Annotated in this window: 15 protein-coding genes; 4 read left to right on the top strand and 11 right to left on the bottom strand. The window is 28.0% G+C overall.

Features of this window, described 5'->3' with window-relative positions; all coding sequences use genetic code 4:
* Positions 1–12: 12 nt before the first annotated feature.
* Positions 13–4,347, top strand: coding sequence for a PolC-type DNA polymerase III (locus ACT1UH_RS02815; RefSeq protein WP_444704901.1), 4,335 nt, complete (start codon positions 13–15; stop codon positions 4,345–4,347).
* 66 nt (positions 4,348–4,413) lie between these two features.
* On the opposite strand, the gene rnc is transcribed toward ACT1UH_RS02815, so the two are convergent.
* The 6 genes from rnc to ACT1UH_RS02785 all read right to left on the bottom strand — a co-directional run bounded on the left by rnc (position 4,414) and on the right by ACT1UH_RS02785 (position 9,956).
* On the bottom strand, positions 4,414–5,124 hold the full coding sequence (gene rnc / locus ACT1UH_RS02810) for a ribonuclease III (RefSeq protein WP_438340505.1): 711 nt from the start codon (positions 5,122–5,124) through the stop codon (positions 4,414–4,416).
* On the bottom strand, positions 5,114–6,133 hold the full coding sequence (plsX, locus tag ACT1UH_RS02805; RefSeq protein WP_444704900.1) for a phosphate acyltransferase PlsX: 1,020 nt from the start codon (positions 6,131–6,133) through the stop codon (positions 5,114–5,116). Before plsX ends, rnc begins: the two co-directional genes overlap by 11 nt.
* Before the next feature lie 10 nt (positions 6,134–6,143).
* Entirely contained in the window at positions 6,144–7,790 is a 1,647-nt protein-coding gene (locus ACT1UH_RS02800; protein WP_444704899.1) for a DAK2 domain-containing protein, read from the bottom strand.
* A complete protein-coding gene (locus ACT1UH_RS02795; protein ID WP_444704897.1) occupies positions 7,777–8,097 on the bottom strand; it encodes a hypothetical protein in 321 nt (106 codons plus the stop codon). The genes ACT1UH_RS02800 and ACT1UH_RS02795 overlap by 14 nt, the downstream gene beginning before the upstream one ends.
* A complete protein-coding gene (gene glyA, locus ACT1UH_RS02790) occupies positions 8,097–9,353 on the bottom strand; it encodes a serine hydroxymethyltransferase (protein ID WP_444704896.1) in 1,257 nt (418 codons plus the stop codon). Before glyA ends, ACT1UH_RS02795 begins: the two co-directional genes overlap by 1 nt.
* Before the next feature lie 81 nt (positions 9,354–9,434).
* On the bottom strand, positions 9,435–9,956 hold the full coding sequence (locus ACT1UH_RS02785) for a hypothetical protein (RefSeq protein WP_438340500.1): 522 nt from the start codon (positions 9,954–9,956) through the stop codon (positions 9,435–9,437).
* A 382-nt stretch (positions 9,957–10,338) separates the two neighbouring features.
* Between ACT1UH_RS02785 and ACT1UH_RS02780 the strand changes: the two genes are divergently transcribed.
* The gene (locus ACT1UH_RS02780) at positions 10,339–13,266 is read left to right on the top strand and encodes an AAA family ATPase (protein ID WP_444704895.1); all 2,928 of its coding nucleotides are present in this window, start codon (positions 10,339–10,341) and stop codon (positions 13,264–13,266) included.
* A 203-nt stretch (positions 13,267–13,469) separates the two neighbouring features.
* Here ACT1UH_RS02780 and ACT1UH_RS02775 read toward each other — a convergent pair whose 3' ends face one another.
* Positions 13,470–15,107, bottom strand: coding sequence for a hypothetical protein (locus tag ACT1UH_RS02775; RefSeq protein WP_444704894.1), 1,638 nt, complete (start codon positions 15,105–15,107; stop codon positions 13,470–13,472).
* A 422-nt stretch (positions 15,108–15,529) separates the two neighbouring features.
* Between ACT1UH_RS02775 and ACT1UH_RS02770 the strand changes: the two genes are divergently transcribed.
* Positions 15,530–15,826, top strand: coding sequence for a hypothetical protein (locus ACT1UH_RS02770; protein WP_438340497.1), 297 nt, complete (start codon positions 15,530–15,532; stop codon positions 15,824–15,826).
* 33 nt (positions 15,827–15,859) lie between these two features.
* Here the strand turns inward: ACT1UH_RS02770 and rlmD are convergent, their stop codons facing one another.
* Together rlmD and mnmE are read right to left on the bottom strand one after the other, a co-directional pair.
* The gene (rlmD, locus tag ACT1UH_RS02765; protein ID WP_444704893.1) at positions 15,860–17,227 is read right to left on the bottom strand and encodes a 23S rRNA (uracil(1939)-C(5))-methyltransferase RlmD; all 1,368 of its coding nucleotides are present in this window, start codon (positions 17,225–17,227) and stop codon (positions 15,860–15,862) included.
* A 13-nt stretch (positions 17,228–17,240) separates the two neighbouring features.
* Positions 17,241–18,587 carry a tRNA uridine-5-carboxymethylaminomethyl(34) synthesis GTPase MnmE gene (mnmE, locus tag ACT1UH_RS02760; RefSeq protein ID WP_444704892.1) on the bottom strand — a complete coding sequence of 449 codons (1,347 nt, stop codon included), beginning with the start codon at positions 18,585–18,587 and terminating at the stop codon, positions 17,241–17,243.
* A gap of 282 nt (positions 18,588–18,869) precedes the next feature.
* On the opposite strand from mnmE, the gene ACT1UH_RS02755 reads away from it, so the two are divergent.
* Positions 18,870–19,559: a TIGR01906 family membrane protein gene (locus tag ACT1UH_RS02755; RefSeq protein WP_444704891.1), complete on the top strand. Its 690-nt coding sequence runs from the start codon at positions 18,870–18,872 to the stop codon at positions 19,557–19,559.
* 42 nt (positions 19,560–19,601) lie between these two features.
* On the opposite strand, the gene ACT1UH_RS02750 is transcribed toward ACT1UH_RS02755, so the two are convergent.
* Both ACT1UH_RS02750 and ACT1UH_RS02745 read right to left on the bottom strand, forming a co-directional pair.
* Complete coding sequence (locus ACT1UH_RS02750; RefSeq protein WP_444704890.1) at positions 19,602–21,512, bottom strand: M13 family metallopeptidase; 1,911 nt, start codon at positions 21,510–21,512, stop codon at positions 19,602–19,604.
* Positions 21,513–21,534: 22 nt separating this feature from the next.
* Positions 21,535–23,073, bottom strand: coding sequence for an MHO_4530 family protein (locus ACT1UH_RS02745; protein ID WP_444704889.1), 1,539 nt, complete (start codon positions 23,071–23,073; stop codon positions 21,535–21,537).
* Positions 23,074–23,077: the final 4 nt, after the last annotated feature.

Genomic DNA, 23,077 nt, shown 5'->3' with positions numbered 1-23,077 from the left:
GAGGTAATTCATATGATGGATGAATATTTTAAACAACTATGTAAAGAGGTAAAATTTGAGCCATCTAATGAATTTGATGGTGCTAAACTTTTATTAGTACATCCTGCTATTAAAGAGGGATTTGAAAACTGAGTTTTTGATGTACAATTTGATCAACATATTAACATCAATGAATATAAGAAATTTCATAAAGCTGTCGAGTCTCGATTTCCAAAATGCCGCATTAATTTAATTATTCAAAATGTTATTTTAGATAAAAAAAACATTGCTGACTATCTAAAATATGTTATTGATAAAAGTTTTCCTTCATTGAATGACATTTCTGGTTTTATAAATTCGGCTCATATAGAAGTGACTGACAATGAAATAAATTTTCTTATTCCATTAAAAACTGCATATGAGAAATTCAAACAAAATAATAACCTAATTGTTCAAGGACTAGAAAAAATAGGATTTGAATTTCTTAAACCTATTTATAAATTAGCTGATAATTCAAATAATAGTAAGAAAAAAACCATAAACAATTTAATAAACTCCTACTCAATTCAGCAAAAAGAGGAATTAAGTTTTTCACAAAAAAATCCAGATAAAAATACAACAAATAGTAGCGGTCAAAAATATTACGCAAAACCTAAGGCTAAATTAGTTGAAATGGATATTGCTACCGCCTTAACAACATTTGAAGAACTAAGAGTTATTGTAAAAGGGGAAATTTATTTTTTAGAATGGAAATCGTTAAAAAATAACAAACGCCTTTTAACATTAAAAATTTCAGATTATAACGAAGCTATTTCTGTCAATTTTATTCAAAACGAATCAGAAGAAAAACCTTCTATCAATGAAGGCGATACTATTTATGTAACAGGTATGCTAACTGATGACAAATTTACACAAGCTAAGGTTATAATGGCATACGGTGCGCAAGCGTTTACCAAAACAGAGCCAATAACTTCATTAGCCGAAGATAATGAGGTTGAAAAAAGAATAGATTTAGCCACAAGAACACACATGAGTGTTCAAGACGGAATTTCTTCCCCAAATGAATATATAAAAGCTGCCATAAAATATGGCCATGAATTTATCGCAATTACGGATTTAGATAATGTGCAAAGTTTCCCATCTTTCTATAATGCCTTAAAAAAAGAAAAAAGAATTAAACCTATATACGGAGCAACACTATCTACAATTTCAAAGAAAAATTTAATTTTTAAGGGATATGAAAAATTTAAGGATTTTGATTTAAAAGAAGCTGAGTACGTTGTTTTTGACCTCGAAACTACAGGACTATCATGCCGCTTTGACGATATTATTGAGTTTGGAGCTACAATAATTAAAAATGGCATAATAGTAGAAAAAATTCAGTTTTTTATCAAAACAAAAAAGACACTAAGCCAAAAAATCAAAGAACTAACCAAAATAAATGAACAACTTTTAGAAGGGGGGCTATCCCCTGAAGAGGGAATTAAAAAAATCCATTCTATTTTAAACGGGCGCATTGGTGTAGCACACAATGCTGCGTTTGATATAAATATGTGTATGGAAAAATTTAGACAATTAGGTCTTGATACAAGCAATCTAATTTGTGTTGACTCCTTGTGGGTTTCATATTTTTTAGATAAAAGTGAAGCAAGGCATAAAATGAATTATGTATGTAAGAGACATAATGTTATTTATACATTTAGCGATGCCCATAGGGCTGATTATGATGCTCATGCTTTGGCTCAAGTCTGATTAAAAATGATCACAAGATTAGCCGTTGAAAAAAACATCTTTAGTGCATCCGAGCTGTTAAATGTTGATGCTACACAATGATCAAACAGAATAATGTCTTCCGAAATAAGAGTATTAGCAAAAAACCAAAGAGGCCTTAAAGAGTTATTCAATATTCTATCTTTATCACTAACAAAAAATTATAATGACGGTCCAAAGTTTTACATTGAGGATAAAATAAAATACAATAATATTTTGTTTGGTTCAGGGGCACATCGCTCAAAATTATGGGACAAAATAATCCTGGGTACAAATGAATCAATAGAAAAAGAAATTGTTAACTTTGATTATATTGAATTGCCACCGATTTCATCTTTTGTGTATTTAGTAGAGGGTGAGGAACTTATCTCATGAGAAAATCTTAAATTCGCATATCATGACTTAATCGAAAAATGCAAAAAGCTTAACAAAATGTGTGTTGCAACATCTGATTCAAGATATGTTTATGATTTTCAAAAAACTATTCATGCCATTTACATTAACGCTCCTTCGCTTGGCGGTGGGGTACATTGATTAAAAAGAAAAACACAACCAAAGTTGCAATATCTAACAACTAGACAAATGTTAGATGAATTCGCTTTTTTAGGCGATGAAAAATTAATTAAAGATATTGTTATTTATAATCCCAAAAAAATTGCTAATCAAATTGAGAACATACAAGTTATTAAAGATAAATTGTATGTTCCGACCTTTGATGATTCACCAACTAAATTGCGTAATTTAGTATATGAAAATCTTTATAAAAAATATGGAAAAAGTCCCGATCCAATAATCATTGAAAGAATAGAAAAAGAGTTAAACCCTATTATTAAGTATGGTTACTCAGTAATTTATTGAATTAGCCATAAATTAGTTAAACGTTCAAATGAAGATGGTTATCAAGTGGGCAGTCGTGGCTCAGTAGGTTCCTCGATAGTAGCTAACCTATCAGAAATATCAGAAGTTAATCCACTTGAACCACATTATTTATGTTTGGAATGCAAATATTTTGAATGAAATAATGATCCCAATATATATTCAGGATGGGATCTCCCTAATAAGAATTGTCCAAATTGCAATAAAAAACTCTCAAAAGATGGGCATAATATACCTTTCGAAACCTTTTTAGGTTTTGAAGCTAACAAAGTTCCGGACATTGATTTAAATTTCAGTGGTGATTATCAACCAAAAATTCACAATTTAGTTAAGGAATTATTTGGTGAAAATCATTCATTCAGGGCCGGAACTATATCTAAAATTGCCTTAAAAACCGCATATGGTTTTTGCCGAAAATATATGGAAGAAGTGCGATTAAGTGAAACGCCGTGATCAAGAACTTTTCTTGATTTCTTAGCAAATAAATCGGCCGGGGTTAAAAGGACAACAGGGCAACACCCGGGAGGAATTATTATTATTCCCAAGGAATTTGATGTTGAGGACTTTACACCTGTTAATTATCCCGCAAATGATGTTAATAGTTCATGAAAAACTACACACCTTAATTTTGAATCCATTCATGATAATGTTTTAAAACTTGATTTACTAGGTCATGATGATCCAACAACAATAAAAATGCTTGAAGATTTAACAAAAACAAATGCCAAAGACATACCAAAATCTGATCCAGAAGTTATGAAGTTATTCTATACAACTGAATCGCTAAAAATCGATCCAAAAATGATTGATGGTGAAACTACAGGTGCTTATGGTTTGCCAGAGTTTGGAACGGGTTTTGTTAGAAACATGTTAAGAGAAGCGCAACCACGCACATTTAATGATTTAATCTTATTAAGTGGTCTAAGTCACGGAACTAATGTGTGGGCCGGAAATGCTGAAGAGTTAGTCAAAAAAGGGTTTAAATTAAAAGACTGTGTATGTTGTCGTGATGATATTATGCAAGAATTAATAAGAAAAAATATCGAGCCATTAAAAGCCTTTGAAATAATGGAAAAAGTCCGTAAGGGTAAGGGCTTATCCGCAGAGCAAGAAGAACTATTAATAAAAAATAATGTTCCAGACTGATACATTAATTCACTAAAAAAAATTGAATATATGTTTCCTAAGGCTCATGCAACGGCTTATGTTATTATGGCCTGAAGAATTGCTTGGTATAAACTTTATTATCCTCTACAATTTTACGCTTCATATTTTTCAATAAGACCAGATGCAATTGATATTGAAACAATGTCAAAAGGGTATACTAGCGTTGATATAAAACTAATGAATTTAAAAAAGAGGAAGAACGATATAAGTAATGCGCTTTCAACAAAAGAGTCAGCATTAATTACCACATTTGAAATAACAAAGGAAATGTATGCTCGGGGATTTAAAATTCAAAACGTTTCTTTATCAATATCTCATTCCAAGGATTGAATTGTTGATGAAAAAACCAAATCCTTAATACCGCCATTTATTGTTGTTGATGGACTAGGTGATACCGTTGCAGAACAAATAGTTAATGCTCGAAATCAGCAAGAATTTTTATCTATCGAAGATCTTTGCCAGAGAGGAAAAGTAAATTCTAAGATTTGTTCCGAACTAAAAAAACTAGGTATATTAGATAATTTAAATGATACAAATCAAGTTGAATTATTTTAACAAAATAACCTTTTAATTATAATTAAAAAACGTCTTGTATGTATTCAACATAAAAGACGTTTTTATTTATTTTCTTCTTAATTTTTTCAACGCATTAATTGCAGCATTGGTTTCGGCTTCTTTTTTAGATTTACCATAACCCTCGCCATATCTTTGAGATTCATGCAACACAATAGAACCAAATTCATTGTTAGGAAGCATTTCGGTAACATACTCAATTCTAGAATGACTAAATTGTTGTAATAATTCTTGCAACTCGCTTTTAGGATGCACATGGGTTTTGTTACATTGCAAATTAAATGATTCTCATAATGTTAGGTCAGTAATTTTCTTTACCCCCTCAATACCATAAACCAAATATATAGCACCTATAAATGCTTCATAAAGATTAGATTTCGTTTTGATATTAGTTCCATTAGAAAATGCAGAATTACCATATCTTAATCATTTAAATAATGAGTACTTTTCAACAATTTTGGCAAGGTTATTTTTATCTACTATACTACTTCTTAATTTACTTGCTAAACCTGCCTCATATTGCGGAAATTTATTGGCAATTCAACTTGTTACAACAAATTGTAATACACCATCTCCAATGAATTCAAGATATTCATTATGAGGTCTTGTCTTATGTTCGTTCGTAAAAGATTTATGTGTAAATGCAGTTATTAAAATAAACAAATGTTCATCACTTAATTCTTTTGTTTTTACTCCCAATTGTTTTAAAAAGGGCAAGACATTATCTAGGATTTTTAAATCACTACCATTAAATTTCATTATTTTCAATATCCCCCAATTGCTTTGAAAGGTTCTTTATAAAATCTTCCTTTTCTAGCAAAAGCTTAATTTGGTTTAATGCGTTTTCAAATGCTAATTCATCAGAACCGCCGTGAGCTTTAACAACAATTTTTTCTAAACCAATTATATATGCACCGCCAATATTTCGGTAGTCAAATTTTTCTTTAAATTTTTTCAAATCATTTTTCAAAAAAAGACCCGCTATCTTTGTTTTTATATTTTTATAAATTATTTTCTTGAGAAGTTTCCCAAAATTAATAAATGAAGATTCAAGAGTTTTTAGAAATATATTTCCTTGTTGTCCTTCAGCTAAAATAATATCAACCTTTCCGGCAATAGCATCGTTAGGCTCAATAAATCCATAAAAATTAATTTTCTTATTTTCCTTTAATAGCGTGTAAGCGTTTTTGATATTTTGGCTACCCTTATATTCCTCAGTGCCAACATTTAACAATCCAATACTTGGGTTAAATTTTTTAAAAATTAATTCAAAATATTTACTAGCTACAATAGCTCAGTTGTTAATATATTGAGCTGGTGTATCAATATTTGCGCCGGCATCTAATAACAGGGAAAAATGGTCAGACATTGTAGGCAATATGGGCATAAAAGCAGGTCTAAAAACGTTTGGTAATCTTTTTGTTTTTAGGGTTGCTAATGAAATAAAAGACCCGCTATCACCGCTGCTCAAGATTGCATCAAAATCATTCTCATTTAAATAATTAAAAGCATCCAACATTGATGATGGCTTTTTTAAAACGTCTCTTATTGAAGAATTGATGGTTGCTAAATTGGGTGAATCAATAATTATAAAATCTTCTTTTTTTATTAAATAAGTATTGTTTTTAATTTCTTTTTCAATAAGTTTTTTATCGCCAACTAAGGCAATTTGATAATCCTTATTTTTACTCATAAAGGCCAATGCGCCTTGGATTGCTTCTTTATAACCATTATCATTATTCATTACATCGAAAACTATTTTTTTCATTTCAATTCTCCTATTCCGCTGAAATTAAATAAGGATAAATACTTTGACCACCATTGTGTATTTCGATATCTACATCAAAATTTATTTCAATATAATTTTGTAATTCATCTATATCTGACTCAGTAACATCTTGGCCATAAAAAATGTTAACTAATTGCGTTTCGGGAGTAATTAATTCATGAAGTAATTTTATTGCTGCACCATTAAATGTTGGATCTGTATCTTTCAATCTCCCTTCTTTTATAGCCATGAAATCACCGGCTTTAACCTTAATACCGTTGAGTTTAGTAGTTTTAATTGAAGGAGAAACCTCGCCATAATGAATATTTAAAAGAGCATCATTCATTAGTTGTTGATTATCAGAAACACTATTTTCCTCACTATAGTTAAATAAAATACTTAGTGTTTGGGCCTGTGATTTTGTTGGAATTACTATAATTTCTTTATCTTGCACGATAGTTGAGGCTTGTTGGGCTGAGAGGATAATATTTTTATTATTTGGAAGAATAAAAATAGTTTCAGCTCTTACGGCGTTAATAGCGGATACAATGTCATTTATTGATGGGTTATTAGTTTGCCCACCTTCAACAATATACGAGACACCATTTTCTTTCAAAAGATCAATAATGCCAGTTCCAGAATTGCATGAGATTACAGCGGTCTTTTTTATTGGACCGCAATCATGTTGATTATCGTCACAACATTGATCATTACTATTATTATCATTTTTATTTCTTTTACTATCATTAGCTTGTAAGGTCATATTTTCAATCTTAATTTTTATAAATTGTCCTAAGCTATTGGCAATATTTAAAACATCACCAGGTCTAGTGACATGAATATGAACCTTTAAAAATGAGTCATCCTGCACAAGAACCATTGAACTACCATGTTTCTCTAATTTCGAAATTAATAAATCCTTTTTGAATTTTTTCTTATTTTTTAATTCGACAATAAACTCGGTGCAATAACCAAACTCACCATCAAAAACTTCATTATCAGATATAAATTTATTTACCTCAGTTTGTTTTTCCAAAAGTGTAATAGGTTGACCTTGAAAGTATAAATGCATTCCCTCAAGAATAGCATACAAACCTTCACCTCCTGAATCAGTAACCTCAACTTCTTTTAAAACCGGTAATAGATCAGGTGTATGATCGCAACTTATTCTGGCAAGTTCCACGGCAACACGTGAAACGTCAGTAATATCACTATCAATAAGAATTTTTTCTTTTAACCCTTCTGATGTTTGTCTGATAACAGTTAATATTGTCCCCTCAACAGGTTTTAAAACAGCTTTGTAAGCGTATTTATAAGCTTCCTCAAACCCTTTTACCAAATCATAAGAATTTATCTCTTTTTTATCCTTGAAAGCAACTGCGAAACCTTTAAAAATTTGGCTTAAAATTACCCCAGAGTTACCTCTGGCGGAAAATAATAATGATTGACCTATTTGACTGGAAATATCAGAAATATTGCTAAATTCATCTGCCTTAATATTTTCAACTGCAATAATTGTTGATGTCATATTCGATCCTGTATCACCATCAGGCACAGGGAAAACATTCAATGCATTAATAAGATTTTGCTTGTTGCTTAAATTATAAGCACCAGACAAAATAGCGCCCAGCCATTGTTTTCCGTTAATTTTTTTCATTACTTATTCCTTTTATAAAAACACAAAGTTTTGATAATTTTATATTTTCGCTTTTTAGTTTATAGGTTAAGATTTGGTATATTTCTTCCACTAGGTTTTTTGCATTTAAGTTTATCAAAATTATTAATCCAATAGTTACAGAAATTCCGTTTTTTTGTTTCGGCATCTTTTCCACAACTATTCCTGTATTAGCAAAATTAACCATATTTGTTTCATCCAAAGCCTTAAAATCAACTACACCAGCAATTGAACCAATTCAGTTCTTAATATCTGTTTCTAATTTTTCTAACATTGAAACCTCTAACATTAATTTTTGATGTAACTTCTTTTTATTGGAAACATATTAGTTAGTTTAGCTACTTCTTTTTTAATAACTGTTTTTAAATTCTCATTATTTGGATCTCTTAACAACTTATCCATTAGGTTAGCTAAAATGATAAATTCATCTTCTCCAAAACCACGAGAAGTCATGGCGGCCGATCCTAATCTAATGCCGCTAGATACTAATGGTGTTTCTGTATCGTTCGGTATTGAATTCTTATTAACGGTGATATTGCATTCTTGTAATACTCTTGATGCTTCTTTGCCAGTTAAACCATATGTACTTTTAACATCAATCATAAAAAGATGATTTGCTGTTAAACCAGAAATAACTTTCGCTCCTTTATTCATAAAAGTTTGACAAAAAACTTTTGAATTAATCAATAACTGTTTTTGATAATCAATAAATTCAGGTTGAAGCGCTTCATAAAAAGAAACAGCTTTACCAGCAATTTGATGAAACAAGGCTCCCCCTTGGCAACCAGGAAAAACTGCCTTATCAATCTTTTTAGCCAATTCTTCATCATTTGTTAGAATAATTGCACCTCTTGTCCCTCTTAGTGTTTTATGAGTTGTTGTCATAATAACATCGGCATAACCTACTGGTGATGGATGCAATTTTGCTATCACTAACCCCGAGATATGCGATATGTCTGCAAATAAATATGCACCTACTTCATCTGCAATATCTCGAAATCTATCAAATTCTACAATTTGCGAATAGGCTGAGTATCCGCATATAATCATTTTAGGTTTAACCTTTTTAGCTATTTTTAAGACTTCATTAAAGTCTATTACTCCATTTTCGTCAACTGAATAAGTATATGATTCATAAAAAATTCCGCTAAAAGAGATTTTGTAACCATGAGTCAAATGACCTCCTGAATCAAGAGAAAGACCTAATACTCTATCGCCCGGTTTTAACAAGGCCATGTAAACAGCAGCGTTAGCAACTGATCCTGAATATGGTTGAACATTTGCAAATTTAGTACCAAAGAGTTTTTTTGCCCTTTCCTGTGCTAATGTTTCAATTTGGTCAATAAATTCACAGCCTCCATAGTATCTTTTATTAGGGTATCCTTCACCATATTTATTTGTCAAACACGATCCAACAGCATTTAGTACTTGCTCAGAAACGTAATTTTCTGAGGCAATTAATTCAATATGGTCAGTTTGTCTCTTTGCTTCATTATTGATTATTTCTGCAATTTCTTTATCAATTAGCGAAATTTTCTTATACATATAATCTCCTTGGAAAGTAAATATTTTATTTTGGCTTAATTTAAAACTAATTTAGATATAAAATAAAAAACTAAACTTAATTTAGTCTAGTAATGTTCTTTTTGCTCTTTCTTCTTGTTCAAACTGTAATTTTTGTTTTTCTTTTTTCTTTTTTTCAATATGTTTAAACACAAGCAATATTGGTAACGATAAAAATGCAAGACCAACAGCTGGCATGACTCTGTAAGGCCACTCTTCAACGCCTGATGAAACTAAGAACGAAGCCATAGCAATTGCGAATGGAACTAAAAAAACGAATGAACTACTGCTATAAACCTTAAATTTAAAAACTATTAAAGAAACAACTGCAGTTTGAATAATAACAATACCAATAGCAATAGGCAAGAGCATAGACCATCTTTCCATTTTTTTTGTTATTTCAAATGCCCATCCATCTCGGCCGAGCAAAATAAATAAAATAAATGAAGGAATTGCTACTAGGAATAAACCAGTTAAAGCTATCTTTCAAGAGCTAGATAATGCTTTTCTTTGCTTTTGAACCTCAAGTGTTCTATAGTTATTAATGTTAATTTTTTTATTTTTTCATTTTTTATTATTGGACATATTGGTACCTCAATACTAATAAAGCTTTATTTTTATTAATTTTATCAAAATTAAAAAAATATTTAACTATAAGGCTTTTTACAATAAACTTACACTTCTTTTAAAAACTAATTTTATATGTTTTAAGGATTAATTTTTATTCTTATTTTTACTCTTAAAACTTTAATAAAAATTACTAACAAACTTGTATTGTAAAATGAATAATCGTGCTTAAAATAAAATGAAAACAATTTATTAATTCATTATAAATTTATTATCAAAAATGGCTTTTATAACAACAACATTGAAAAAAATATTTTTTGCTAAGCCTTTTTAAAAATAGTTATTATAATAATTTATATTATTATTTTTAAGTCTTCATTGAAAAACGGAAAGGAAAATAATGAAATTAATTCAAGTTGAATCACATGGTTTTAAATCCTTTGCTGATAAGGTTACATTAAAATTCGACGGCGGTGTTGTTGCAATTATTGGACCAAATGGCTCAGGTAAATCAAACATTAATGATGCTATCAGATGAGTTTTAGGTGAAACTAGTTCAAAAGTTTTACGTGGTGACAATATGGAGGACGTAATTTTTGCGGGCTCAAAAACGGAAAAGGAAATGAATCGCGCAGAAGTCATACTTACTTTTGATAATCGTGATCGTGCCGCTAATATTCCCCATGATTTTTTTACAATTTCTCGTGTCTTAAATAGAGGAAAAGGTGCCAATGAGTACTATATAAATGGCGAAGTAGCAAGACAAAAGGACATTAAAGAAATTGCTATGCAAAGTGGCATTTCAAAATCATCATTAGCAATTATAGGGCAAGGAACTATTTCTGATATCGCTGAGGCAACACCTGAAAGAAGAAGAGAAATTTTTGAGGAAGCATCTGGAACATCGATGTATCGCTCAAAAAAACAAGAAGCATTGCGCAAATTAGAAAGAACGCAAGAAGCCTTAGATCAAATAGCAATTGTTGTACAGGAATTAGAAAAACAAATAAAACCTTTGCAAAAACAGGCTGAGAAAGCAAAGAAATATAAAATAATGAGCGAACAACTTAAAGAAGTTGAAGTCTCATTGTTAGTTCACGATTTTATGGCTCATTCAGAAAAGTTAGATGAACTAAACGCTAATTCAATGATTTATAGTCAAAAAAAAGAGGACCTTGAAATAAAAATCAAACTTTACAATGATATAACAAAGCAAAAAAACGATCTCATGGTCGAACTCGATGCTGCGATTATTAATCTAACTTCTCGCATTGATGAAATAAGTAGAGAAATTAACGATTTAGAAATAAGATCTGCTAGGGAATCAAAACAACGTGAAATGCTTATTAGTGGAAGTATTGAAGCAAACGTAGAGCAAAAAAGAGAAGCCCTAAAAGACGAATTAAGTAGCCTAAATACAAAAATTTCACTTTCTAAAAATTTTATTAAACAACAAAAAGAAAAAATCAACACCATTAATCAATCTATCTTAAATATTTCAGCTCAAAAAAATGACCTTAAAAGAGAACTAGATAACGACAAAGAAAAGCTACAAAAAATAAATTCAAAATTAGATTATATTCATGAAGTAAAGCAAAGCAAAAGCAATTTACAAAAAGGGACAAAAAATATTGTTGAAAACTCACATTTATTTAAAGGATATAAGGCTCTAGTTTCAGAAATTATAAGCGTTGATGCTAAATTTGGCCTTGCTATTGAAACAATTCTAGCAGGAGCCTTACAACATATAGTTGTTGATAATTCTGAAACAGCTGTTAAGGCTATTGAATTCCTAAAAGAAAATAATGGTGGTAGAGCAACTTTCATTCCATTAGCGTCCATAAATCCTAAATACGTTTCGGAACATCATATTGTTGTAGCCCAAACTCAAAAAGGATTTTTAGGTATTGCATCAGAGTTGGTTTATACTGAACGTGAGTTTGATATTTTAAGAAAATTTTTATTAGGCAATATCTTGATTGCGGATAATATTGAAAATGCTAATAGATTATCACAGCTACTTGAAAAACGTTATATGGTTGTCACTCTCGAAGGAGACATAATTAGAGTTGGTGGTGTTTTAAGTGGGGGGCAAAAAAGCGACAACATATCAGCATTTGGCCTTGATGAGCAAATAAAAAAGATTGAATCACTGAAACCAGAACTGTTAAAAATAATTTCTGAACGACAAACAAAATTAAATGATCTAGAACAAGAAATTCAAAAATTACTTAGTTTATTCTCAAACTTAAGCCTTAATTTATCAAAACAAGAGCTTATACAAAACGATGATTTGGCAAAATTTGATGAATTAAGAATTCAATATGAAAATATATCAAAAGAAAAAATAGAAGAGCTAGAGACTGTTAACATTGCATATGAAATTCAAAAACTAGTACTTGAAAGAAGCCATCTTTTAACAAACAAAACTTCTCAAAATGAATTATTACAAGTTGCTAAAAAAGAGTTTGCAGAAGCAAACGCAAAACAAAGCGCGGCTAATAATGATTTAAATAAACTCATTAGTGAAAATGCTATCCAAATAGCAGAAAAAGCAAAATCAGAAGCAGCTATTAATTATGCAAAACAAAGACTTTCAGAACAATATAATATGCTTTTTGAGACAGCAAAAGAGTTTTATATAGCAGATTTAGATTTCGAAATAGCAAGAAAAATTGTTTCTGATTTAAAAAATGATATAAAAGATCTTGGCCATGTAAGTTTGGACTCAATCGAACAACTCAAAGAAACAGAGGATAGATACGATGAAGTCAAAAAGCAAGAAAAAGATATTGTTGAAGCAAAAACAACAATTGAAGAAGTTATTAGCGAAATGGATAAGATAATAATTGAAAGAATAACTAACACCGTTGATCTTGCAAATAAGGAAATAAAGTTTGTTTTCTCAAAAATGTTCGGTGGTGGAATGGCAGAAATCAGATACACAGATCCAGAGAATCTTCTAGATAGTGGAATTGATGTTGTGGCACAGCCGCCTGGCAAATCTATCAAAAATTTAAAACTTTTTTCTGGGGGTGAGAAAGCACTTATTGCAATTTCTCTGTTGTTCTCGCTATTAAAAGCAAAGCCATTGCCATTATGTATATTAGATGAAGTAGAAGCTGCACTTGATGAAGCAAATGTAATCCGTTTTGCAGAATTCTTACAAAATCTTAAAGAAAAAACACAATTTATCGTTATCACTCATCGCCAAGGCACAATGGAAAGGGTTGATAAACTTTATGGTGCAACAATGCAAAAAAGAGGTGTTACAACTTTCTTTAGCGTAAACTTAGCCGAAGCATCAAGATTAATTGAAAAGAATTAAATTAAAGCAATTAAAAAAGATGCAATATAGGTTTGTTATGTGCAAAAATAGCAAGATAAAAAAGTAGACATTCCTCCTATGAGGTGTCTACTTTTTTTAGGCACTATAAATAATTAAAATAAATTTAGATTTGTGTAATTTCTATTCTCAAATCTCTTACTCAAAAAGTAAGCAAGAGATAAATTTACACAAAATTTACTACACTACCGGTTTGCTTTAAGTGCTGGCTTTGATTCTTTAAAATGAAGGTGATCTGCATTTTTTCTTCAACGGAATGTATATTTAATCAAAAATTCATCTGTTTCTTTATTATCAAAAACCAATCTAGTCAAAAGATATATTTTCTCAGATTTTTCCTCTTTTTTATAATGATGTGTCTGTGCTTTATATTCTAAAACGTAATTTTGATTTTTGTCTCATCTTGTTTCTTTTTCACCTGCGTTAAAAATATTTGTAAAAATTTTATCCATATATTGTGCATAAAATGCATTTTCTGTTTTCTTTTTAGTTTCGGGATTTTTTAACATTGCAATAACTTCGGCTTGAGTATGCAAGGCAGGGTCTAATTTTTCTTTATCTATTTTTATTAAATTTGAACCTTTATTTAATTCTGCGATAAGCGTTCACAATTGTGTTAGTGCAATATTGTAATTGTGCATTTTATGAATTTTTGGGTTTCTTAATAAAGTGTAATATTCATCATTTTTATTTTTTAATCAAGTTTTATAGGTGATTTTTTCACTTAATTCTCGAATTGCATCTTTACGATATTGAATTAATTTATTAAAATCTCCGTGGGTAATTTTTTTGCGCTTTATTTCTTCTTGGGTAATAAATTTATTTTGGTTAAATAATACAAACTTATCTCCAAATTCTTTTAAATCTACAAACCCACCCAACAAAGGTTGTAGCATATTGAAATATCTATCAACGTCTGCTTTGTCTTGCAATAGTTGTTTAATAGTTCTCATTGCAGGATCAGCTGCTTTGTAATATTCACTTATGCTGTTTTTAAAAGTTTCAACACTAAGATTGTTAGAAGTGAATAATGTTTCATCATAAACAAAAGAACTTGTTATACCATTTCATTTATTTTTAATATGTTCCTCAAAGGTATTCAAAATTTCTTCTTGTTGTTCTTTTTCGAATAAAGATAATGTTATATTGTTATTATTACCATTTAAAGAGGCTTGTGTGTTATTTTTTAAATCAGAAACAATGATTTTGGATAATTGTTTTAAATATTCTTGTTGTTTTTGCTTTTGTTTTTTACCATCGATAATGATGTCTTTATTAAAAATAATCTTATCAGTATTTAATGGATTTTTATTTTCTTCTTCTAATGAAAAAGAAAATCTAATTCCCTTTTCCTCTTTTGAGGGGTCGTATTTTTGATATAGATATTGATTATAATAATTATTAACTATCTTTTGAATTTGTTCATTTGAAGGCTCATTATAATCAAAAATAATATCTGGAGCAATGTTTTTGAAAGCATTCTCGTCTAACTTTATAGATGGTTTATGAGGTTTTTTATCATCTGTTGAAGGATTTGTTTGTTTTTGTGAATTTTGTTTTCCTATTTGTCTATTAAAATCCTCTTCTGTAATCGATTTATCGATAGAAGGCTTATTTAATTCTTCTTTATCAAAACCTAACAGTTCAATTGATGAAGGTGTTTGGGGTGTCTTTTTTGGTTTTTGAGAATCTTGCGGATTAACTGGATTTGATGGGTTATTTGGTTTATTTGGTTCTTTTTTTGTAGCACAAGATATTGTCATAATAGGAACTAATAATGCAGATGAAGTTCCTAAAAGAAAAAGTTTAGATTTTTTTGTCATCTTATTACTCCTTAATATAAAAAATATTTATTGTAATATTATATATATATATATATATGTTGCATTTTTATGCAATTTTGATACGTAAGACATAACAAATAAAAACAATTCACTTTTTAAAAAGATTTTAAAGTCAATAATCAATTATTAAAAATATATTCTTATCTATATTTTTTTAACAAAAACCCATATTTATTGAAGCTATTTCTATGATTTACTTTGTGTTAATATTTTTTTAAAAATTAATAAAAATAAAAAAGGCTTGAATTCAATAAAACTTTCAAGTTTTTTGTTTCATCAGGTTTTTTAATTTTCTTATTAATTTTTAAATTTAATAAGAAGTAACTACTTTTTTAAGGGTATATTTTTAAGGGTAATGGTGGTATAATTAAATATATATTTTTTACATTATAGAGGTATATATGTACGGTCTTGTTTTTTATCTAAAAAAAGAATTATTAATTAGAGAATATGGAGTCGGCGAAGAAAATTATAAACAAGCATATGAAGAAATAAGGGATATTTTAAGACACTATGGTTTTCACTGATTGTCAAACAGCTTTTATTTCTCGCGTTCAATAAATAATTTATTACAAATTACAAAAGCCTTACAACATATAAAAACTATTCCTTGATTTAAAAAATCACTCGTTTCGCTTCATGTTTTTAAAATGGAAGACTTATCAAACTTTACTGAATATATAATTGATGAAAAGTAAGTTTTTGACTTACTTTTTTAAATTTAAATTTTATTAAGATTTCTTTTCTAGTAAAACTAGAGTTTCAATATGTTGAGTTTGTGGAAACATATCATAAGGCTGTACTTCTATTAATTCATATCCGAAACTTGTTATATTCTGTAGATCACGAACTAATGTTTTAGGCTCACAACTTAAATATATTATTTTCTTAATATCAGAATCCTTAATTGATTTAATAGTTTCTGAATCTAAACCTTCTCGAGGCGGATCAAAAATCACTAGATCAATTTTTTCTTTATTTAAAATAAGCCACTTATTTGCATCATCATTTATTACTTCGATATTAGAAATTTTATTTTCTTTAATATTTTCCATAGCCATTAATGATGATTTTTTGTTTATCTCAACCGAATAAACCTTACGACATTTATGCGCAATAAAGCAAGCGATTGTACCAACTCCACCAAAAGCATCCAAAACGTTCAATTCATTACTAGGTATTCAATCACTTATCTTTTTATATATATTATTCATAACTGTTTCGTTTATTTGATAAAAAGTATCATTAACAACATTAAACACTAATTTTCCAAGTTCATATTTTATACCATTATGATTTAGCAAATTAATCCACTTATTAGAAGTTGTATTAAAGAAAGTTACTTTATAGCTTAGATTGTCCTTTAATAAGGCTTCAAATAATTTTATATTCTCAGGACTTAAATCTTCCTTAATATGAAGAATGATTTCAATACAACAAAATGAGCTTTTTGGCGATCTTAAAGTAATTTTAAATGGTTTAACCTGAAATATAAGATTTTTAAAATCTTTTTCAAAATCTGTTTTTGGACTAATTAGCACTTTTTTATAAAATTCCCTAATTGCAACAACCGCAAGTTCCATTTCTGTTTGCTCAACTAGATCATGGCTATATTTTTTAAAAAAACCTATTTTTGGACCTTTTTCATCATATTTTATTTGCAACGAAATTTTATTGCGGTAAAACCATTGGCAATTTGATTCAAGTATAGGTAAAACTTTTGTGTAATTTAAATTTCTTTCAAATAAATTCTTAATAATATATTGCTTAAATTTTAACTGGTTTTCATAATTAATCCCAGCTAGTGGAGTAGAACCTGTTTCATACAATAAAACTCTCGAAGGTTCCATTTTTTCTCTCAATAATGAACAAGTTCTATATTTTTTTACTTTTGCAAAACAACATTTTTTAGAGCAATATGTTATTTCGATATCAACTTCTTCGTCAGGTAGTAAATTATAAACAAATATAGGAACTTTAAAATCTCTTATTATCCCTAAACCTTCATATGAAAGACCTAAATAAAAGGGTTTTGATTCATTTTTAACCCATTTTAATATTTGTCCTTCTTTTAGTTCGACTTTTCTACTATAACCCATTTTTCACCTTTTTTTACTTTCCTAAACAAAATTTATTAAACATATTATCCAATAGAGATTCGTTATCATGCTCTTTGTTTAAAATTTCTCTAAGTAGTGACCATGCTTTATTAATATCGAGTATTACAATCTCAGGGCCGAAACCTTTATCCATGCTTAAAATCGCATTATTTAATTCAATATAGCATTGCTTTAACAAACCTAATCTTCTAGTATTATAAATTAATTCCCTGTCATTATAATCAAGATTTAAATAGTTTTTTACCAAACTATTCTTTAACTCTCAAATATTTTTATTTTTTGCTGATGTTAATATATAATCAGATGAAACTTTATCATTTAATAAATCACTTTTATTCAATACTGGAATATATATTTTTCCTTTTGACATTTCTTTTATTAATTCATCTTCTTTGTTTTCTTTTTGACCTGGGTTAAATAAATGGACAATAATTTTTGCTTCTTTAATTGCATTTAATGAACGATCTATTCCGATTGATTCTATTTTATCTTGAGTTTTTCTAATTCCTGCAGTATCTATTATTTTAAAAGGAATTCCATTTATTTCATAATCGCCTTCAATAATATCTCTTGTTGTTCCTTCGATATCTGTAACAATTGCTTTTTCTTTATTTAATAATAAATTTAAAATTGAAGATTTCCCGGTATTAGGTCTTCCGACGATAGCTACTTTTATTCCATTATATACATCAGTTGCAAATTCTGATTTTTTTATTATTATTTCAATATATTGTTTTAAATTTGTTATTAACTTTAAAAGTTTTGTTTTATCCATTTGCTCAATATCATTATATTCTGAGTAGTCAATGTTTATTTCTATAATTGAAATAATATTAATTAGTTGCTCTTCTAATTTATTAATTAATTCATTATCTTTATCTTCAAATTGATTAATAGCAATTTCTGCTTGTATATTAGTTTTTGCATGTATAAGAGAATTTATAGCTTCTGCTTTTTCAAGACTAATTTTCCCATTTATGAATGCTCGTCTTGTAAATTCACCGCGGGTTGCTAATCTTGCTCCATTTGAAATTATTAAATTTAAAATTTTATTCGTAACAATTATCCCACCATGAGCATTTATTTCTATTGTATCTTCTCCTACATAGTTTTTATTACCGATAAAAAAACTAACTAATACTTCATCTATTTTTTTGTTGGTTATTGGGTCTATTATAAATCCATAAGTTATTGTTTTATCTTTTCCGATTTTTCCTGTATAAATTTTTTTAATTATACTTATTGCCTCAGGTCCCGATATTCTTATAATTGATATGGCTTGATTAATATTACCAGAAGAAATAGCTGCTATAGTATCATTATAATAATTAATATTCATAGAATTTTAATTATATTAAAATTATTCGAAAATAATTTAAAATAAAAAAGAAAAATATATGTTTATTATTTTGTTTAATTAATAATAAAGATAATAAATGTCGATAAGTCGAAAAAAATAAAAAAACCTTAATTTTAAAAGAAAAAAAGTTTTTTTAGTGTCAATTGTTTTGTTTTTTATTTGCTATTTAATAACATTTCTATTCTTTGTTACTTTATTGCTAAAAACAGAATTATTTTTTTAAAAAGCATTTTGTTAATTAATGCTATACTAATATAAGCAATGTGGAAAAAATGTAAATATTTTTTGTATGTTTTTTTGATAATAAGTATTATGCTATTTATCTTAAGTTTTTCGATTATGTTACCAATAGTTATTAAACCTTTTTACTATTATCATTTATCTAATCTGGATTACAAAAATATCAAATTTAATAATGGTGAACTAAATTATGATCAACTTAAATTAGCATATAACGAACTTTTTGATTATTTAGTTTTGTTTAAAAAATTTGGAACTGGGAAATTAGATTATTCATCTTTAGGGATGGCGCATTTCGCAGATGTGAAAAGACTGATTTTAATAGATTTTATTATTTTGGGTTTTTCTTTATTTACAATTCTTTTAGTTTTTTTAATATCAAAATTTGCAAAAATAAGAATAAAAATTATTAAATCTTGTTTTATTGCTTCGACAATTTTACTAGGGGTGCTGATTATTGTTATAGGGTTGGTAATTAGTAATTATGATGTTGCTTTCCGTAAGTTTCATGAATTATTTTTTGCTGGTAAAACAAATTGAATATTTGAACCTTCAAAAGATGAAATTATTAAAATTTTACCTTCTACTTTTTTTAAGAACAGCGCTATTTTTATAGCATCAGTAATTATTTTTTGAATTTCGCTTTTTGTTTTTTTACAATTGATTTTATTTTTAAAACGAAAAAGAAAACAATCCGTTTTGTTGCATTAAAAAAACCTCCTTCTTTTTTAAAATACAAGAAGGGGGTTTTAATTATCAAATTTTTACTCTTTTTTTCGGGCTTAGGAACATTTGGTCAGACTCTGATATTTTAAAAGTCTTATAAAAATCGTCAGAGTTTTGTACCTGAATGTTTGTTCTCAATATAGCAGGAGCATGAACATCAGAAGCTAATAGTAATTTTTGAAGTTCAGGTCTTTGTTTAGATCTTCAGGTGATAGCATAGTTTATGTAAAAATGTTTTGGGTTGTAATCTTTTTCGCTTTTTGCTGCTTCAAGGGCACATGATAACCCACCTGCATCTGCGATGTTTTCGGATACTGTTAGTCTTCCGTCACATTTACCAACTTCTGTTTTTTTATTATCAAATAATTTAACCATTTTTTCAGCTCTTTTGTTAAATTCTTTTTTATCATCTTCGGTTCACCAATTTACCATATTACCTACTTCATCAAAGTTAGCCCCATTATTATCAAAGGCATGTGATATTTCATGAGCAATAACTGCCCCTATACCACCGTAGTTTGAAGAAGAGGATTGTTTTGAACTATAAAATGGAGATTGTAAAATGCCTGCTGGGAAAACTATTTTATTACTTGAAGGGTTATAATAAGCATTAATTATAGCCGGAGACATTGACCAAAGATTAATATCTTTCTTTTTACCATATTCAGCAAATTTCGCTTTTTGAACAGCCATTGTGAAATTAAGGGCATTTGTTATTAGATCATCATAGCCATTATACTTTTGAACAATAAATTCCTTATAAAAATCTTCAATAATTTCTGGGTAGCCTACATAAACGCCGATTTTAGAAAGTTTTAATATAGCTTTGTCTTTTGTTTGTTTTGATAGTCAGGTGTTTTCTTTTAGGCGGTCCTCGTATATTTTGACCATTTTATGAATCATTTGCTCGACATTCTTTTTGTTTTGGGGACCAAAATATGTTTCACCGTAATATTTACCAAAAGGCATAGAAAAAACATTATCAACAACAAATTTTACGGCTATTTTTTTCTTGCTAAAAGGTTTTCTTTGACCACTTAAAGCTCTTGAAAATTCCCCAGAAATTACTAAGCTTTCATAATCTAATAAGCGAGATAATTCAATTAATGATGAAATATATAGAAAAGCTTTATAAAGTTCAAAATTTTCTTTTGTTAATAATTTCGAATAATTGTCAACTAAATCTTTCGAAACGCAAATAACTTCACTAATGCTATCATTGATTAATGAATTCAAAATATTAGATAAATTTATTTCTTTTATTTTTTTATTGAAATCATCAACTTTTCTAGGGTGATAAATGTTAGTTATAATTGCTCATTCTTGTGCTGAAAGAATATATTTTGATGCCTCGTTATCTCATAGGAGGGCTTTGTTAACTAAATCATTTGCTCATTTTTCATCATTATTTACTTTTAACAGCATTTTTTTAACCATATTAACTCAAATTCTATAAAATGAGTTCTTTTTTTCTTCATCATTATAATAACTTTTTTCTGGAAGGATAACAGAAGGGGTCGAAACAAAAAGGGTTTGTTTTTCGTGGTTTTTAAAATCTGTGTGTATAAAAAAAGGAATAGGAACTTCAAAATTTCTTAAGCATAAGCTAGTGTAGTTATTTTCAATATCATTTCATGATTGATATGATTCTATTTCTTTTAGTATTGGAATAATAGGCTTTATTGAGTGTTTTTTTCTATCGTTTCAATTATTAACTAAATTATAAAATCTAACCATTTCTAGAAGAATTTTATTTTCAGTTATTTCAGATGAGTCGATTGATCATTTTGTTATAAGTTTAGTTTTTAATCTTGTTAAACTTTCATCTAATCTTTCAAACGTGCCGACTGAAGTTTTGTTATCAGCAATTTTATGCTTATCTAATCATTCTCCATTAATTGCCTCAAAAAAATTTTCTTTAATTTTAGCTTTATTCATAATTTACCTTTCAAATTTAATGTTATTTTTTTCTTTCGCTTGAGTAAAACATTTTAATTTTTTTGTTAAATAAAACTTTTTTATAGTTTTTAAAATCTAAATTCTCAAAAACAATTGAGATTTTTAAATGCTCCGCCTTTTTGAGTATAAGACCAATATATAACATTGTTTCTGGGTTATTAAGCATTTTGGTAAGCGACTTATCAAATCATATAATTCCCACTCATTTACCAATTAGTGAAATAATATCATTATTGATTTCGGTTAATTTTATTCCTATAGCCGCCTTTGGATAGTTTTCTTTAATTTGTTCTATTTTTTTCTTAACTCTTAACATACTTTTTTTTGAATTAAGTGAAACTAATTGAACAAAGGAACGATCAATTTTAATAGAATTTTCAATACTTTTATTATCAATATAATTAAAAATAAAATCTTGTATATTTAAAACTTTTCCATGAATATCTTGTGATTTGATGTTTTCATATATTTGCATAAAAAAATTTTTATAAATGTCTAAGGAAGCTATGATATTTTCATCTTTTATATTTAAAATTTCAAATTTTCTTTTAACTAATAATAAATTGAGTTTAGTGTTTTCATCGCCAAAATTATTTATAGACACAGTTTTAAAATCAATATTATTGCTTTGTTTTATTTCGTCAAGTGTATATTCATATTTTTCTTTAAAAATTTTAAAATCTTTGTTATCTTCTATGTTATTTGGAATTCAATAATCAACCATAGGTGTAAGTGTTTTGATAAAGTCAAAGACCGTTTCATAATACAATTGATTTTTGTTGGTTAAAAGCTCATTGTTAAATGAAAAAAAGGTAGAGTAAAGATTTTTGTAAAGAGTAGCAGTGTTTGCAAAGATTTTAGTCGCATAGTAAGAATGGCCGCTTTGAAATCTATCAGAGGGAAAGACGAAAAAGATCTTATTTCAATCAAGAAAAACCTTGACGCCTTTTATTTGATTATAAACGCAACTATCTTGGAAAAGTTTTATAAAGTTATTAATACTATTAATATTTTTTATGTTTAAAATAAAACCACATGCTATATATTTGTTGTTTGGCGAAAAAAGGTAAGAAATGTTGGTGTTTAAAGCCTCGAAAACTTCATTTTTAATAGTATCATTTCTGTTTCAATTAACTGTCATAAAAGCTTTTTGATCATTTATGAAATTTATTTCAAAACTAACCTTTGTTTTGAATGTTGAATGCTTGTTATGTGTTGTTTCAAAACTAATAATCGTATTCTCTTTATTTTTTAAAGCACTTAAAAAAAGAAGTTTATATTTTTTTTCTAAAATCTCACATAAGTCATCTAATTTTCTTCATTTATTATTTAGAAGGTTTAATTTTTTTATAAATGTGGGTTCATTTGAAATGTTGGGAATACCATTCAGATGTTTAATTCTATTTTGTTTCAAATCAATTTCTAAACAGAGGAAACCACTTTCGTTTTTAATATTATTTTGTGTTCTTATTAAAAATAAAATAAATCAAAAAGAAAAAATGAATATTATGGAAGAGAATGCAATAATTCAGATTAGCAAATTA

Origin of the sequence: Mycoplasma sp. 332, from assembly GCF_052378275.1 — a bacterium.
Lineage (GTDB): Bacteria > Bacillota_I > Bacilli_A > Mycoplasmatales > Metamycoplasmataceae > Metamycoplasma.
Note: the sequence above shows the minus strand (reverse complement) of the source record. Positions and strands in the feature narration are given on the sequence as shown.